Source organism: Pseudomonadota bacterium (assembly GCA_008501635.1).
In the GTDB taxonomy this organism is placed as follows: Bacteria; Pseudomonadota; Gammaproteobacteria; order QQUJ01; family QQUJ01; genus QQUJ01.
Genome location: QQUJ01000030.1, coordinates 77,152 through 92,780, shown reverse-complemented (window position 1 = coordinate 92,780; position 15,629 = coordinate 77,152). Strand labels below are relative to the sequence as shown.

Annotated in this window: 16 protein-coding genes and 1 riboswitch; all 16 genes read left to right on the top strand. The window is 59.2% G+C overall.

The window, feature by feature from the left end; all coding sequences use genetic code 11:
- Window positions 1–29 precede the first annotated feature (29 nt).
- The 16 genes from DWQ09_17735 to DWQ09_17660 all read left to right on the top strand — a co-directional run bounded on the left by DWQ09_17735 (window position 30) and on the right by DWQ09_17660 (window position 15,443).
- Window positions 30–797 carry a tRNA pseudouridine(38-40) synthase TruA gene (locus DWQ09_17735; GenBank protein KAA3626226.1) on the top strand — a complete coding sequence of 256 codons (768 nt, stop codon included), beginning with the start codon at window positions 30–32 and terminating at the stop codon, window positions 795–797.
- Between the two features lie 64 nt (window positions 798–861).
- A complete protein-coding gene (locus DWQ09_17730; protein ID KAA3626071.1) occupies window positions 862–1,488 on the top strand; it encodes a phosphoribosylanthranilate isomerase in 627 nt (208 codons plus the stop codon).
- A complete protein-coding gene (trpB, locus tag DWQ09_17725; protein KAA3626070.1) occupies window positions 1,472–2,695 on the top strand; it encodes a tryptophan synthase subunit beta in 1,224 nt (407 codons plus the stop codon). The genes DWQ09_17730 and trpB overlap by 17 nt, the downstream gene beginning before the upstream one ends.
- A complete protein-coding gene (locus DWQ09_17720; GenBank protein KAA3626069.1) occupies window positions 2,692–3,519 on the top strand; it encodes a tryptophan synthase subunit alpha in 828 nt (275 codons plus the stop codon). The genes trpB and DWQ09_17720 overlap by 4 nt, the downstream gene beginning before the upstream one ends.
- Before the next feature lie 75 nt (window positions 3,520–3,594).
- On the top strand, window positions 3,595–4,458 hold the full coding sequence (locus DWQ09_17715) for an acetyl-CoA carboxylase carboxyltransferase subunit beta (GenBank protein KAA3626068.1): 864 nt from the start codon (window positions 3,595–3,597) through the stop codon (window positions 4,456–4,458).
- A gap of 47 nt (window positions 4,459–4,505) precedes the next feature.
- A complete protein-coding gene (locus DWQ09_17710; protein KAA3626067.1) occupies window positions 4,506–5,765 on the top strand; it encodes a bifunctional tetrahydrofolate synthase/dihydrofolate synthase in 1,260 nt (419 codons plus the stop codon).
- A gap of 51 nt (window positions 5,766–5,816) precedes the next feature.
- The gene (locus DWQ09_17705) at window positions 5,817–6,380 is read left to right on the top strand and encodes a hypothetical protein (GenBank protein ID KAA3626066.1); all 564 of its coding nucleotides are present in this window, start codon (window positions 5,817–5,819) and stop codon (window positions 6,378–6,380) included.
- Window positions 6,381–6,511: 131 nt separating this feature from the next.
- The gene (locus DWQ09_17700) at window positions 6,512–7,000 is read left to right on the top strand and encodes a CvpA family protein (protein ID KAA3626065.1); all 489 of its coding nucleotides are present in this window, start codon (window positions 6,512–6,514) and stop codon (window positions 6,998–7,000) included.
- A gap of 44 nt (window positions 7,001–7,044) precedes the next feature.
- Entirely contained in the window at window positions 7,045–8,571 is a 1,527-nt protein-coding gene (locus tag DWQ09_17695) for an amidophosphoribosyltransferase (GenBank protein ID KAA3626064.1), read from the top strand.
- A gap of 53 nt (window positions 8,572–8,624) precedes the next feature.
- Window positions 8,625–8,703, top strand: a riboswitch (SAM riboswitch).
- A 50-nt stretch (window positions 8,704–8,753) separates the two neighbouring features.
- The gene (locus tag DWQ09_17690) at window positions 8,754–9,935 is read left to right on the top strand and encodes an O-succinylhomoserine sulfhydrylase (GenBank protein KAA3626063.1); all 1,182 of its coding nucleotides are present in this window, start codon (window positions 8,754–8,756) and stop codon (window positions 9,933–9,935) included.
- 278 nt (window positions 9,936–10,213) lie between these two features.
- Entirely contained in the window at window positions 10,214–11,011 is a 798-nt protein-coding gene (locus tag DWQ09_17685; protein ID KAA3626225.1) for a response regulator, read from the top strand.
- Window positions 11,012–11,332, top strand: coding sequence for a hypothetical protein (locus DWQ09_17680; protein KAA3626062.1), 321 nt, complete (start codon window positions 11,012–11,014; stop codon window positions 11,330–11,332).
- 8 nt (window positions 11,333–11,340) lie between these two features.
- Window positions 11,341–12,165, top strand: coding sequence for an HDOD domain-containing protein (locus tag DWQ09_17675; GenBank protein KAA3626061.1), 825 nt, complete (start codon window positions 11,341–11,343; stop codon window positions 12,163–12,165).
- A gap of 18 nt (window positions 12,166–12,183) precedes the next feature.
- Entirely contained in the window at window positions 12,184–13,569 is a 1,386-nt protein-coding gene (locus DWQ09_17670; protein ID KAA3626060.1) for a GAF domain-containing protein, read from the top strand.
- Entirely contained in the window at window positions 13,566–14,903 is a 1,338-nt protein-coding gene (locus DWQ09_17665; GenBank protein KAA3626059.1) for a response regulator, read from the top strand. Before DWQ09_17670 ends, DWQ09_17665 begins: the two co-directional genes overlap by 4 nt.
- Before the next feature lie 9 nt (window positions 14,904–14,912).
- Window positions 14,913–15,443, top strand: coding sequence for a response regulator (locus tag DWQ09_17660; GenBank protein KAA3626058.1), 531 nt, complete (start codon window positions 14,913–14,915; stop codon window positions 15,441–15,443).
- Window positions 15,444–15,629: the final 186 nt, after the last annotated feature.

Sequence of the window (15,629 nt, the reverse complement as noted above, 5' to 3'; positions counted from 1 at the left end):
ATAGGGGTGTTGCGGGCGTGAGGATTGCCCTGGGCGTCGAATACGACGGTACCGATTTCAGCGGGTGGCAGACACAGTCCGGTGCGCGCACCGTACAGTACTGTCTCGAGGCGGCGCTGACCCAGGTCGCAGATCACCCGGTTCAGGTGGTCTGCGCCGGGCGTACCGATGCTGGTGTCCATGGTCTCGGGCAGGTTGTACACTTCGACACCGCCGCTCAGCGGGCTGAGCGCTCCTGGGTATTGGGAGCCAACGCGAATCTGCCCGCGGATATCACAGTCCGCTGGGCGTTACCGGTTGCCGATGATTTTCATGCCCGGTTCGGCGCGATCAAACGCCACTACCGCTATGTGATTCTGAATCGCCGGGTGCGGCCGGCGCTGGGGCGCAACCGCATGAGCTGGATTCACGCGCCACTCGATGAAGTCAGGATGCAGGCGGCGTGCCTGCATCTGATGGGTGAACACGATTTCTCCTCTTATCGCGCCGTCGCCTGCCAGGCCAAAAGTCCGTTGCGCACGATTCATGATCTGGGCGTGGCGCGGCACGGTGAACTGGTGGTGATTGACGTCGTGGCGAATGCGTTTTTGCATCACATGGTACGCAACATTGCCGGTGTACTGATTACCATTGGCCGTGGGGAACGGGACAGTGATTGGACTCGTGAAGTGCTGAAGCATCGCGATCGCACCCTGGGTGGGGTAACCGCGCCACCTCAAGGGCTCTATTTCATGGCGGTCGAGTATCCACAGCGCTTCCCGTTACCCGCTCATCAACTGCCATCCCTTCCCTACTGATCGCTGCGTTTTTACGTGTTGGGGTTTTCTGCTACGCTCACCCTCTTTTCGATGATCTGGCTCTGTGCATATTCGAATCAAGATCTGCGGCATTACGCGCCCCGATGATGGCGCTGTTGCCGCCCGCCTGGGTGCCGATGCGATCGGCCTGGTCTTCTATCCGGCGAGCCCGCGCGCCGTGACGGTTGTGCAGGCTCAGGCAGTGGTCGCGGCAATGCCACCCCTGCTCACGGTCGTAGGTCTTTTCGTTGATCCGGAACCCGCTTTCGTTGAGGAGGTGCTTGGCCGGGTGCCGCTGGGTTTGCTGCAGTTTCACGGCGACGAGCGCCCGGAGCAATGCCGGCGCTACCAGCGCCCCTATTTGAAAGCGATACGGATGCGGGACGGCCTGGATCTGCAGCGCGTGATGCGTGATTTCGGTGATGCGGCCGGGGTGTTGCTGGACAGCTATCAACCGGGTATCCCTGGCGGAACCGGAAACCGTTTCGATTGGGAGCGTATACCCCATGAGCGCGCGAAACCCATCGTGCTGGCCGGTGGGCTGACACCTGAGAATATTGAAGAGGCGATTCGCCAGGTCCGTCCCGACGCGGTGGATGTGAGCGGAGGCGTCGAGGCGGCAAAGGGGATCAAGGATCCCGCCAAGCTCGCCGCGTTTATCCGAGGAGTTCGCAATGCAGAATGCCGTTGATTTCGTACCAGGGAGTGAGACCATGCCCGATAGCAGAGGGCATTTTGGCCCCTATGGCGGCCGGTTCGTCGCCGAGACGCTGATGGAGCCACTGGAGGAGCTGCGTGCCGCGTATTTGCGCTTTTGCGAAGATCCGGAGTTTTTGGCCGAGATGGATGACGATTTCGCGCACTATGTCGGCCGCCCTTCGCCGCTCTATCTGGCCGAACGTTTGAGCCGTGAGGTTGGCGGTGCGCGCATCTATCTCAAGCGCGAAGACCTCAATCATACGGGTGCACACAAAGTGAACAATTGCATTGGTCAGGCGTTGCTGGCCCGGCGTATGGGTAAAACCCGGATCATCGCCGAGACCGGCGCCGGCCAACATGGGGTCGCGACCGCTACCGTTGCGGCGCGTCTGGGGCTGGAGTGTGTGGTCTATATGGGTTCAGAAGATATCAAGCGCCAGGCGATCAATGTCTTTCGCATGCGGTTGCTCGGGGCGCAAGTGGTTGCCGTGGAATCGGGGTCGAAGACGCTCAAGGATGCTCTTAACGAGGCGATGCGCGACTGGGTATCCAACGTGGACAACACCTTTTACATCATCGGGACCGTGGCCGGACCTCACCCCTACCCGATGATGGTGCGCGATTTTCAGGCGGTGATCGGGCGCGAGGCGCGAGCGCAGATCCAGGAACGCGAGGGTCGTCTTCCCGATGCGCTGGTAGCGTGCGTGGGAGGCGGCTCGAACGCCATCGGTCTGTTCCATCCCTTTCTGGATGACGAAGACGTCGATCTCTATGGTGTAGAAGCCGCCGGCGACGGTCTGGCAAGCGGTCATCATGCCGCGCCGCTCTGCGCCGGTAAGCCGGGCGTACTGCATGGCAATCGCACTTACCTGATGGAGGATGCCGACGGGCAGATCATCGAAACCCATTCGATATCCGCCGGTCTCGACTACCCCGGTGTGGGACCGGAGCACGCCTGGTTGAAGGACAGCGGGCGCGCCAACTACGTCGCAGCGACCGACGACGAGGCACTCAACGCCTTTCATCGTCTGACACGAACCGAAGGGATCATGCCGGCGCTGGAGTCCAGTCATGCCTTGGCCTATGCGGAGAAACTGGCTGCTGAGTTGGGGCGTGAAAAGCTCATCATCGTCAATCTTTCCGGGCGCGGCGATAAGGACATCCATACCGTGGCCGCGCTCGAGGGTATCGAGATATGAGCCGTATCGAAACACGCTTCCAGGCACTGCGCGAAGAACATCGGGCTGCCCTGGTGACCTTTATCACGGCGGGCGATCCCAACCCTCAGGTGACGGTGCCGCTGATGCATGCGCTGGTGGCGGCGGGAGCGGACATGATCGAGCTGGGGGTTCCCTTCTCCGATCCCATGGCTGATGGTCCGGTAATACAGCGTGCCAGCCAGCGCGCCCTGGCGCATCATGTCAGCTTGCGTCAGGTGCTCGGAATGGCGCGCGAGTTCCGTACTCGAGATACCGAGACACCGGTGATCGTGATGGGTTACCTGAATCCCATCGAAGTACTGGGCTACAGAGTCTTCGCTCGAGAGGCGGCGGCGGCGGGAGTGGATGGTGCGATCACCGTCGATATGCCACCCGAAGAGGCGGGAGAGTTTGGACCCGCCCTCAAGGACCACGGTGTCGATCCCATCTATCTGGTTGCGCCGAACAGCAGCGATGCCCGTATCCGCACCATCAGCGCCGCAGGTTGTGGCTTTCTCTACTACGTCTCGCTCAAGGGGGTCACCGGCGCAGCCAAACTGGATGCCCGGTCGGTCGCTGAGGCAGTGCAGCGGATTCGCACCCATACCGATCTCCCGGTTGGCGTCGGCTTCGGAATCACGGACGCAGAATCCGCTGCAGCCATTGGCGCAGTCGCCGATGCGGTGATCGTCGGCAGTGCGCTGGTGCGACTGGTGGAGTCGCAGGGCGAGGATACGCAGCGGCTGATCCAGTCCATCGCCGCGCTGGTGGGCGAGATGCGCAAGGCCTTGCCGCGGCGCGGCGCTGCGGCAGGGAACGAGTGAATCGCTCAGGGGACTGACCTATAATGCCAGGCGGGGTGGCCCGTCGGCCGGAAAACCAAACAAGGCCAATAAAGAATGAGCTGGTTTGAAAAGTTGATGCCAAGTCGGATCCGCACCGAGGCGAGCGGTCAGAAGCGCGCGGTGCCGGAAGGGTTGTGGACCAAGTGCGAGGCCTGCAGTGCGATCCTCTACCGGCCCGAGCTTGAACGCAATCTCGAAGTCTGTCCCAAGTGCGCCCACCACATGCGTATCGGCGCGCGTAAACGTCTCGATGGATTTCTCGATGCCGAACCGCGCGATGAGATCGGCGAAGAGCTGGAACCGGTCGATATCCTCAGGTTTCGCGATAGCAAAAAGTACCGTGATCGCCTGATTCAGGCGCAGAAGAGTACCGGAGAGAACGATGCTCTCATTGTGCTGAAGGGCGCGTTGAAGGGGCAGCCGGTGGTTGCGGCAGCCTTCGAATTCAGTTTCATGGGCGGTTCCATGGGCTCAGTGGTGGGCGAGCGTTTTGTGCGTGGGGCGCATCAGGCGCTCGAGGAGAATATTCCGCTGATCTGTTTCTCCGCCAGTGGGGGCGCACGCATGCAGGAGGCGCTCTTTTCACTGATGCAGATGAGCAAAACCAGCGCGGCGTTGGCGCGGCTTGCGGAAAAGGGCGTCCCCTTCATCTCGGTGCTGACCGATCCCACGACCGGAGGCGTCTCGGCCAGCCTGGCCATGCTGGGTGATGTCAACATCGCCGAACCCGGTGCGCTGATCGGTTTTGCGGGACCGCGTGTGATTCAGCAGACGGTGCGCGAAACTCTGCCCGAGGGTTTCCAGCGCAGCGAGTTTCTGTTGGAGCACGGCGCCATCGACATGATCGTCGATCGGCGCGATCTGCGTGATCGTATCGCCAACCTGCTCTCGATTCTTACCAAGCAACCCGTCAACTAGGATCTCCCGCCAGGATCCGGCGGCTGCGCGCGAGGCTTTTCGCCGCTATGCGATTCTCTCATCTGCAGCAATGGCTCGAGTGGCTGGAGAGCGGCAGTGCCGCGCGCATCGAGTTGGGCCTGGAGCGCGTCCGGGAGGTGTTTGGCAGACTCGGTCACGGCGCGCCCGAGTGGCCTGTCATCACCGTTGCCGGCACCAACGGCAAAGGATCCTGCGTCGCGATGTTGGAGGCGGTACTGCGGTCCGCCGGATATCGCGTAGCCGCCTATACCTCGCCCCACCTGATCCGCTACAACGAGCGTGTGCGTGTCGCGGCGATGGATGTGCAAGACGCTGTGCTGTGCAGTGCGTTCGAGCGCGTCGACAAGGCCCGTGGCGAGGTTCCGCTGACCTACTTTGAGTTCGGCACCCTGGCCGCCATTGACCACTTCATGACCGCCAGGCCCGATGTGGTGATTCTGGAAGTGGGGCTGGGGGGGCGCCTCGACGCCTGCAATATCCTCGATGCCGATGTGGCGTTGGTGACGCGCATCGGACTTGACCACCAGCAATGGCTTGGGCCGGATCGGGAAACCATTGGTCGCGAGAAGGCCGGTATCTTCCGCGCCGGCAAGCCCGCGGTGTGCGGTGATCCGGAGCCCCCGGCGAGCATCGCTGCCGAGGCTCAGCGCCTCGGTGCTCCGTTGTATCAAATGGGCACAGCGTTTCACCTGCGCTCCGCGCCCCCCGGGTGGGAGTGGTGGTGTGCGGCGCGGCGGCGCACGGCGCTGCCGCTGCCATCCCTCCCGGGGATGCATCAGATCCACAATGCCGCCGCGGTACTGATGGTGTTGGAGTTGTTGAACGAACGCCTTCCGGTGGGGCAGGGTGCGATACGGCGGGGGTTGATGGAGGCCCATGTTGCCGGGCGGTGCCAAGTGCTGCCGGGGCCGGTGGAGACCATCCTCGACGTCGCCCACAATCCCCAGGCGGCGGCTGCCCTGGCGGATTTTCTGGAACGACGACCCTGCGCCGGCAACACTCATGCCGTGCTGGGAATGCTCGAAGACAAGGAGACCGCGGGATTCGTGTCAGCACTGCGTGATCGGGTCACGGCATGGTATGTGGGCGGCATCGCGGCGCCGCGCGGGCTTTCGGGCAGGGCGTTGGCGGCGCGCTTAGAGGCAGTGGGCCTGGTACCCAAAGCGGTCGAGGCGGATGTCGCCGCGGCCTGTGACGCCGCCACTGCAGCGGCTCAACCCGGGGATCGCATCGTGGTGTGCGGTTCATTTTTTAGCGTCGCCGCTATCCTCTCGAGATCCGTATAATAGAAGCGGGTCCGCACAGCTGTAGCGACAGGGGAGCGTGTATAGATCGCCATGGATGATCGAATTCGACAGCGTCTGGTCGGGGCAACCGTCCTCGTGGCTCTGGGCGTCATTTTTCTGCCGATGCTCTTCGATACACCCAATCGCGGTTGGTTGGGGGAAGATCGACCATTGATCCCCGCACCGCTCCAGGAGCTGCAGAACCTTGCCGAATCAGCCAGGATGGCCGCGCCTCCAGTGGTCACGGAACCGGAGCAGTCGGATCGCTCGTCATCCACAAACCAGCCAGAGCGGAGTGAGGTGCGCGATCCTCCGGCCCGGGTCGCCGATCTACCCGCGCCCAGTCGCTCTCCGCGCGCCTTGTCTCCCGACCCGCAGCTCGCCACCTGGGCGGTACAGGTGGGTAGTTTTTCCAGCGAGGAGAACGCCACTCGATTGCGCGACAAATTGCGCAAACTCGGTTTCCGCGCTTATACAGAGGAGCATGAAGAGGACGGCAAACAGGCTACTCGCGTCAGGGTGGGGCCCGAGCTGGATGAAGAGCGCGCCAAAAAGCTTCTTGAAAAGTTGAAGGCGAAGGCCAGGATCGAAGGTATTGTGGTCAGGCATCGCTGATCGGTCGGACAATTGAGCTGCAAACCGTGTTCGCGGAAGACCTCTCTGCTAGAATGCCCGCCATGCTGAACGGCACTCCCAGTCCCGATCTCAGAGACACTCACCCCTTACTCAGCATCTGCCGATAATCCATGACGTGGGTCGATATTGCCATTCTGGCCATCATTGCCATTTCCGCTGTTGTCAGCCTATTGCGGGGGTTCGTTCGCGAGGCGCTGTCGCTGGCCTCCTGGATCCTGGCCTTCTGGATCAGTTTCGCTTTCTCCGCCGCGCTGGCCGTCCATTTCGCCGCCTGGATCTCGGTGCCTTCGCTGCAGCTGGCAGCTGCCTTTGCGCTGCTGTTTCTCGTCACATTGGCGCTTGGGGCCTGGTTCAACTATCTGGTCTACAAGATAGTTCAGAAGACCGGACTCAGCGGTACCGACCGGATCATCGGCGTCGCCTTCGGAGCGGCGCGCGGGGTTCTGGTGGTTGTGGTGCTGGTGTTACTGGCGGGACTGACGCCCCTGCCTGGCGACCCGTGGTGGGACCAGTCGCGCCTGTTGGGTTCGTTCGAGAAGATGGCGGTATGGGTGCGCGGTTATCTGCCGGCAGATATTGCCGGGAACGTGGTGTTTTGACAGGGTGTGCACCCGCGCGCCCGAGTATGACATGAGGATACGACATGTGCGGGATTGTTGGCATTGTCGCGCGGAGCCCGGTCAATCAGGACCTGTATGACGCGCTGACCGTGTTACAACACCGCGGACAGGATGCCGCCGGTATGGTCACTTGTGAGGGATCCCATCTGGCGCTGCGCAAGGACAACGGCCTGGTGCGCGACGTCTTTCAGCAGCGGCATATGCTGCGTCTGCGCGGCAAGATGGGTATCGGCCATGTACGGTATCCCACGGCCGGATGCGCCTCTTCGGCCGAGGCTCAGCCTTTCTATGTCAACTCGCCCTACGGCATCACCCTGGCGCACAACGGTAACCTGATCAATTCCGCGCAGCTGAAACGTGACCTGTTCGCCGAGGATCTACGCCACATTAACACCGAGTCGGATTCCGAAATCCTGCTCAATGTTTTTGCCCATGAACTCCAGACCCGGGGCAAACTGCGCGCCACGGAAGATGACGTATTCGAGGCGGTTGCCGGTGTGCACCGGCGTTGTCGCGGCGGATATGCCGCGGTGGCGATGATCACCGGCTATGGGATCGTCGGGTTTCGCGATCCTTTTGGTATCAGGCCCATCGTGATCGGGCAGCGCGAAACACCGCAGGGCATGGATTACATGATTGCTTCGGAAAGCGTGGCTCTGGACGCGGTCGGTTTCGAGTTGATTCGCGATCTGGCGCCCGGCGAAGCGGCGTTTATCGACAAGCGCGGTCAGCTCTACACCCGCCGGTGTGCCGACAACACCACCTACTCGCCGTGCATATTCGAGTTCGTCTATCTGGCACGCCCGGATTCCATTATCGACGACATTTCGGTCTACAAAGCGCGGCTGCGTATGGGTGAACGCTTGGCCGACAAGATGCTGCGTGCGCGACCGGATCACGACATCGATGTGGTTATTCCCATCCCCGACACCAGCCGCACTGCGGCGTTGGAAATGGCTTTCAAGTTAGGGGTCAAGTATCGCGAGGGATTCATCAAGAACCGCTACATCGGCCGCACTTTCATCATGCCCGGGCAGAAGATGCGCGAGAAGTCGGTAACCCATAAGCTCAATGCGATCGATCTGGAGTTCCGCGGCAAAAACGTGCTGCTGGTGGACGACTCCATCGTCCGCGGCACCACGTCGGCAAAAATCATCGAGATGGCGCGGCGTGCCGGTGCGAAGAAGGTTTACTTTGCCTCGGCAGCGCCTCCAGTGCGCTATCCCAACGTCTACGGTATCGATATGCCGTCGGCGAGCGAACTGATTGCTCATGGCCGCGAAGTCGACGAGATTGCTCGTGAGATAGGAGCCGACTGGCTGATCTATCAGGAACTGGATGATCTGATCAGTTCGGTGCGTAAGGGTAATCCGCGAGTGGATCGCTTCGACACTTCTGTGTTTACGGGAGAGTATGTGACGGGAGATGTCGATCAGCAGTATTTGGACCACCTCGAAGCCAGGCGCAACGATGGTGCCAAGCTAAGGCATGAGCGCATCATCGAAGAGCTGGCTGATCCCGAGGTGATGGATCTGCGCAACAACCTCTAACAACCGCGATGCCGGCGATGTGGTTGACTTAAGAGTGCCTTGGGAATACGCTTTCCGTCGGTAGCGCCGATTTGAACAATCAGCTTGCGGGCGCTTTAAAAATACGGCTAAAGCGAGTTGGGAAACCTGCTTTGGCAATCAGCTGAAGGTGGGTTTTTTTTTGCCCATGAGGTGATCCGGCGATGAGCGATAACGATTGGGAAGAGTGGGGATTCTCGACCATGGCGGTGCGCGCCGGTCACGTTCGCACCAACGAGGGCGAGCAGGGCGAACCGATATTCACCTCATCGAGCTTTGTTTTCGCCAACGCCCAGGAAGCCGCTGCACGCTTTGCGGGGGATGCGGCCGGCAATATCTATTCGCGATTCACCAACCCCACGGTACGCATATTCGAGCAGCGCCTCGCGGCGCTGGAGGGCGGAGAGTGTTGTGTCGCGACCTCTTCAGGGATGGCGGCAATCCTCAGCATCTGCATGGCGTTGCTGCGCCAGGGAGATCATATCGTATCGTCGCGTGACATATTTGGTACGACGAGTTCGCTGTTTTCCAACTATCTGACCAAGTTCGGTGTTACTACAACCTTTGTGCCGCTTTCGGACAACGACGGGTGGGAGGCGGCGATCACCCCCAGTACCCGCATGCTCTTTCTGGAGACACCCTCCAACCCGTTGACCGAGATCGCGGATGTCGCGGCACTGGCTGAGATCGCGCACCGTCACGACTGCCTGCTGGTGGTGGACAACTGTTTCTGCACGCCCGCTCTACAGCAGCCGCTGGCGTTGGGGGCCGACCTGGTGGTGCATTCGGCGACCAAATATCTGGATGGTCAGGGTCGTTGCGTGGGCGGTGCGGTGATCGGTGATGCCGAGCGCGTCGGAAAAGAGGTATTCGGTTTTCTACGCACTGCAGGGCCCACCATGAGCCCATTCAATGCATGGGTTTTTCTCAAGGGGCTTGAGACCCTTAAGCTGAGAATGAACGCTCACAGCGAAGCGGCGCTGGAGGTGGCGCGATGGCTGGAGACCGTCCCTGGCGTCGCCAGGGTGCACTATCCAGGATTGGCGAGTCACCCCCAGCATGCCCTGGCGACGCGGCAGCAGAGGGGTTATGGCGGTATCGTGTCGTTCGAGGTCGAGGGCGGGCGAGAGGCGGCCTGGCGGGTTATCGATGCGACGCGGTTATGCAGCATAACCGCCAATCTGGGTGATACCAAGACCACGATTACGCATCCGGCATCGACGACTCACGGCCGCATCAGTGCAGCGGAGAGGGCGGCCGCAGGGATTGGCGAGGGCTTGATTCGACTGGCGGTGGGTCTCGAGGATGCGACGGACCTGATTCGCGATCTCAGCCGTGGCCTGTGATTCGCCCATCGAGTTTCATGGTTTGGTGCGCCCTGGCCGATTAGCGATTCCCCTCCGCAAGCCCAAACAGAGGGCGTCAAGCTCTCACGGGCAACCGTAAACAATCCTCTGTCGTTCCCTGCTCAATTCACTCCGCAGCGCCGCGGCGCGAGTTCACCCGATAACGCTGCTATGCGGTGCAAATCGGTCATAATTGTGGAGAATAGGGCAAGTAAGACCGATCCGATCGATTCCGCAGACCAGGAAGGTAGGGTGGTTAGATGGGGCGCACGTTACTTTTGGTGGATGACGAGGAGAATATCCTTCGTTCGCTGGCGCGTCTTTTCCGCCGGGATGGCTACACCATCCTCAGCGCCACGAGCGGCGATGAGGGACTGAAACTTCTGGCGGAAAACGATGTTGGCGTCATTGTGTCGGATCAGCGCATGCCGCAGATGACCGGCGTTGAGTTTCTGCGCCGAGTCAAGGAGCACCACCCCAATACCGTACGCATAGTTCTCAGCGGCTATACCGAGTTGGAATCCGTCACCACGGCCATTAACGAAGGGGCCATCTACAAGTTTCTGACCAAGCCGTGGGATGACGAACTGCTAAGGAAGAATATCCGGGAGGCCTTCGAGCATTTCGAACTCGAAGACGAGAATCGTCGTCTCACGGGAGAGTTGCAGCGCGCCAATGACGAGTTGTCCATGCTTAATCAGAATCTCGAGAAACGCGTGCAGGAGAAGACGCGTGAAGTAATGATCAACCTCCAGGCCTTGAAGATCGCCCAGGAGGTCTTTGAACATCTGCCGGTTGGGGTCATCGGTGTCGACAGCGATGGCATGATTGTGGTGGCCAATCAAAAAGCAAAAGCGCTGGCAGCCGGTTCCAGCCTGGTTGGAATGACGGTAGAGCATGCAGCACCTCGTGAGGTCTTTGAAGCGCTCAGCGCCTTTCCGGGCGATGTCGATCCGTGGTATTGCGGGCGAGTGGATTGTCACGGAGAAGAGTGCGACATGACCATAAGCCAGCTTGATCAGGAATCACGCGGAAGAGGCTTGGTCGTGGTGATGGTGCCGATACAGGAGGAATAGGTGAGGCAGATACTGCGCATTCCTATAGACGATGTCACAGAGGGGGCTGAATTGGCAGCGGACCTGCTGGACGACAAAGGGCGGATGTTGATGAAACAGGGTACGGAGTTGACAGCCGAAAAACTCAGTGCGCTGCGCAGGCGTAACGTTGAAATGGTGTCAGTTCTGGCTGAGAACGAGATGGATGCCGCCGAGATCGAGACGCGTCGGCTTGAAATAGTCGAACGCGTGGAAGCCCGCTTCGAACGTCACCGCGACAATGACCTGATGCAGCGGTTCAAAGCGGTGGTTATCGACTATCGTGGCGAAGTGCTGCGGTGAATGTGGCAATGCGAGACAAACTGGAAAAGGGTTTGAGCGAAAATCTGGGCTCGCTGTCGGTGGTGATAACCGAGGTGCTGTCGATCCTGGATCAGCGTGATGTGGATCTTTCGTCGCTCGAACAGCGCATTGCCAAGGATCAGGGGCTTTCCGCGCGTATTCTGCGTATTGCCAATTCGCCGTTCTACGGCATGTCACGCCAAATCGCCTCGCTGAAAGAAGCCACCGTCGTACTGGGTGTGCATACTATTCGCAATGTGGTGACTACCGCCGGCGTGATGGCGCTGTTTTCCGGTGAAGAGGAGAGCAGGTTTGATCGCCTGGCCTTTTGGCAACATGCCATCGGGACTGGAGTCGCCTCCAAAGTCGTGGGCAATCATTGCCGTCTGGAGGGTGAGACGGCCTTTACGGCGGGATTGCTCCACGATGTGGGAAAGCTGGTCATGGATACCGTGATGACAGAAGAGTTTCATCGGGCACTGCAACTGGCACGGGAACGGGGCTGTCTGCTTCTCGAGGCCGAGCGCGAGGTGATGGGTTTCGACCACGCATACGCCGGTGCGTTGGCTGCCGAGCGGTGGAAACTGCCGGGCGGTGTCACCCTCGCGATACGCGATCATCATCGACCGGCCGAGACGGAGGATGACTTGGCGGCAGTCGTACATATCGGTGATATTTTCTGCCGCTCTCTGGATATCGGTAATGGTGGAGATGACACCATCCCGGCGCTGGATCCCAGAATATGGGAGCGTATGCGATTTGAATGGGCTGATGTGCGGCGGTGTCTCGGAGAGATCGAGCAGCTGAACATGCATTCGAATCTGTTTCTGTGATTTGCGATTGCAGGAGAGATGATGGATAGCGCGAGCTGGTACTTCAGCCTCTATAAACTGGGACGCGATCTCAGCCGCCATAAGGATCCTGCAGAGGCTCAGACAGCGATATTGCAACATGTCGTGCGCGCTTTTCAGGCCAACACGGGTTCGTTGGCGAGCTACGATTCATCAACCGAGTTACTCACCATCGTCGCCGGCATCGAACTGCCGCAAGAGGCAATCGGCCAGACGATCCCCCTGGGAAAAGGGGTGATGGGCTGGGTGGCGGAGAACCGGCAGGAGTTGTTGCTCAATGGCGACGTCTCCAGTGACCCTCGTTTTCAGTTGCCCGTTCGTCCCAGGCAAACCGTACGCGCCAACTCCGCCATGTGTTGGCCCCTGACGACCGATCAGCGGCTGCTCGGTGTAATCTCAATCAATCGCAAAGAGGGTGTGGAAGCGTTTACCGAGAAGGCACTGGAACAGGGCGGCTCCTTGGTTAATATGCTTACGTTCGTGTTGGAAAATGCACAGCTGCACCGTGAGTCGCAACATCGTATTCAGCAGTTGGAAGTGCTGAACAATCGTTTGGAAGAGGCGCAGAATCAGCTTCTGCAGTCTGAAAAACTGGCGTCGATCGGACAACTCGCCGCGGGCGTGGCGCACGAGATCAACAACCCCATCGGGTATGTCAACTCCAATCTGTCAACCCTGCGGGGATATCTGCGCGACCTGCTGGAATTGCTGCAGCGCTACGAAGAGGCGGAGACGAACCTCAGCGGATCAGTGGAATTGCTCCAGAGCCTTCGCGAATTCAAGGAACAGATCGATCTCGCTTATCTGCGCGACGATTGCCAGTCTCTGATGGACGAATGCGATGAGGGCATCACAAGGGTCAAAAAGATTGTCCAGGACCTGAAGGATTTCTCGCGCGTCGATTCGGGTGATTGGGAGTGGGCGGATATTCACGCGGGTATCGACAGCACGCTCAATGTGGTATGGAACGAAGTCAAGTACAAGGCTGAAGTGAACAAGGTTTATGGTGATCTGCCCCATGTACGCTGCATGACCTCTCAGTTGAACCAGGTGTTTATGAATCTGCTCGTCAACGCGGCGCAAGCGATGGCGGAGCGAGGTACGATCACGATCAGTACCGGAGCAGAAGACGATCACGTATGGATAGAGGTGCAGGATACCGGCAATGGTATCCCGGCAGATAAACTGACGCGGATATTTGATCCGTTCTACACCACTAAACCGGTGGGCAAGGGCACGGGGTTGGGATTGTCCCTCTCCTACGGCATTGTGCAAAAGCATGGCGGAAAAATAGACGTTGAGAGCGCGTTGGGCATCGGCACAAAATTTCGGGTTGTTCTTCCGGTTGACGGACCGAAAGTTGAAACTGAGGAGTCCGCAGCGTGAACAACGAAGTCGAAACTCCGTCAACAACGCAAGCGCAGACGAGCACACGCCCTCCGACATTGCTGTGTGTCGACGACGAGCAGAACATACTGAGCGCGCTAAAGCGGCTGTTCCGCACTGAGCGTTATAAAGTACTGGTGGCAGACAGTGGCGCCCAAGGGCTCGAAGTGCTGGCTCAGGAACCCGTCGATGTGGTGATCTCCGATATGCGCATGCCGGAGATGGACGGCGCCCAGTTTCTCGAACAGGTCGCCAAACGCTGGCCAAAAACCATGCGCATTCTGCTTACCGGCTATGCTGATATCGAATCGACCGTCGCAGCCGTCAACAAGGGCAAGATCTACCAGTACGTCAGCAAGCCCTGGAACGATGAGGATATCAAGCTTCTGGTGCGACGGGCGCTCGAACAGAAGCTTCTCGAACACGAACGCCGACGTCTTGAGGCGCTCACCAGAAAACAGAATGAAGAGCTCAAGCACCTTAATGAGAATCTCGAAAAAATGGTTGAGGCGCGCACCAGCGAGGTGCAGCAGACAGCGGATATGCTGGATCTCGCCTACGAGGAGCTAAAACAATCGTATGCGGTCGCGGTGGAGGTGTTTGCCAGCCTGCTCGAACAACGCGAAGGGATAGGTTCAGGTCATAGCCGTCGCGTAGCAGAGTATGCGAGCAAGATTGCTCAGCACCTGGGGCTGGACGAACTCGAGGTGCAGGATGTGCAGTTCGCAGCGTTACTGCATGACATAGGCAAAATCACTCTGCCCGATAGCGTGTTGGGTAAACCCTATCTGTCGCTGAACGAAGCCGAGCGTAAGAAGATGGAACAGCACCCGTTGATCGGAGAACGTGCTCTGGTGGCATTGGAACCTCTTCAGAATTCGGCGCGAATGATACGCAGTCATCACGAGCGTTACGACGGGCAAGGCTATCCCGATGGTTTGCGAGAGGATGCGATTCCTCTCGGAGCCCGCATTCTGGCTGTCGCCAGCGATTACGATGCTCTAAAACTGGGTGCGCTGGTCGATGGCACCTTCACTGATGAGGAGGCACGCACCTATCTGCGCAGTAACATTGGAGGTCGATACGATGAACGGGTGGTGGCAGCGTTCCTTGCGGGGGTGGAGCCAGAGGAAGACGCGAGTATTTCCGATGAAATGCGCCTATTCACAGCAGACCTGAAGGAAGGGATGGCATTGTCGCGGGATCTGGTTCACTTCGATGGGATGTTGTTGTTGCGTGCAGGTTATGAGTTGAAAGCCGTCGTTATCCAGAAGTTGAAGGATTTCGAACGCGAGGCAGGACGAAGCTATACACTTTATATCGTGCGCCGTTAGGAGAGGGCGATGAGACGCATTTTGCTGGTTGATGACGAAGAGAATGTCCTGAAGTCGCTAAAGCGCTTGCTCAGGGGCGACGAGTTTGAAGTGGAGACATTTACCAACCCACTCGATGCATTGGGGCGTATCGACGAGGTCGCCTTTGATCTGGTGGTATCGGACTACCGCATGCCGCAAATGGACGGTGTCGTATTTCTCAAAGAGGTCCGCCAGGTGCAGCCCGATGCGGCGCGCATGATTCTGAGCGCTTACACCGATCTCTCGGCACTGTTGGGTGCCATCAACGATGCGCAGATCTATCGATTCGTCAGCAAGCCCTGGAATGACCAGGAGCTGTTGATAACCATCAGGCAGGCCTTGGAACATCGCGATCTGATGTTGGAGAACCAAAGGTTGGCCGATCAGGTGCGCGAACAGAAAGGCATTATTTCGCGCCATGAACTGGCGCTCAGAGATCTCGAGCGTGAGCATCCTGCGCTGACGCGTGTCAATCGTGATGCAGACGGCGCAATCATTCTCGACGACGAGGATCTCTGAAACCGCATTTACGGCCGTTCAATATGGCGGAAGATGGCAGGGATCGGAACCGGCTGACGGTCAAGCTTGTCGGCCAAGGCACGGCGCCGAGTGCTGAAACCACGAACCATCGCGACCGTGGACAGGCACCGATTTTCAGAGTACTGAGCTGTATGGGGGATTACCTGACCTGATTCCGTCTGACGC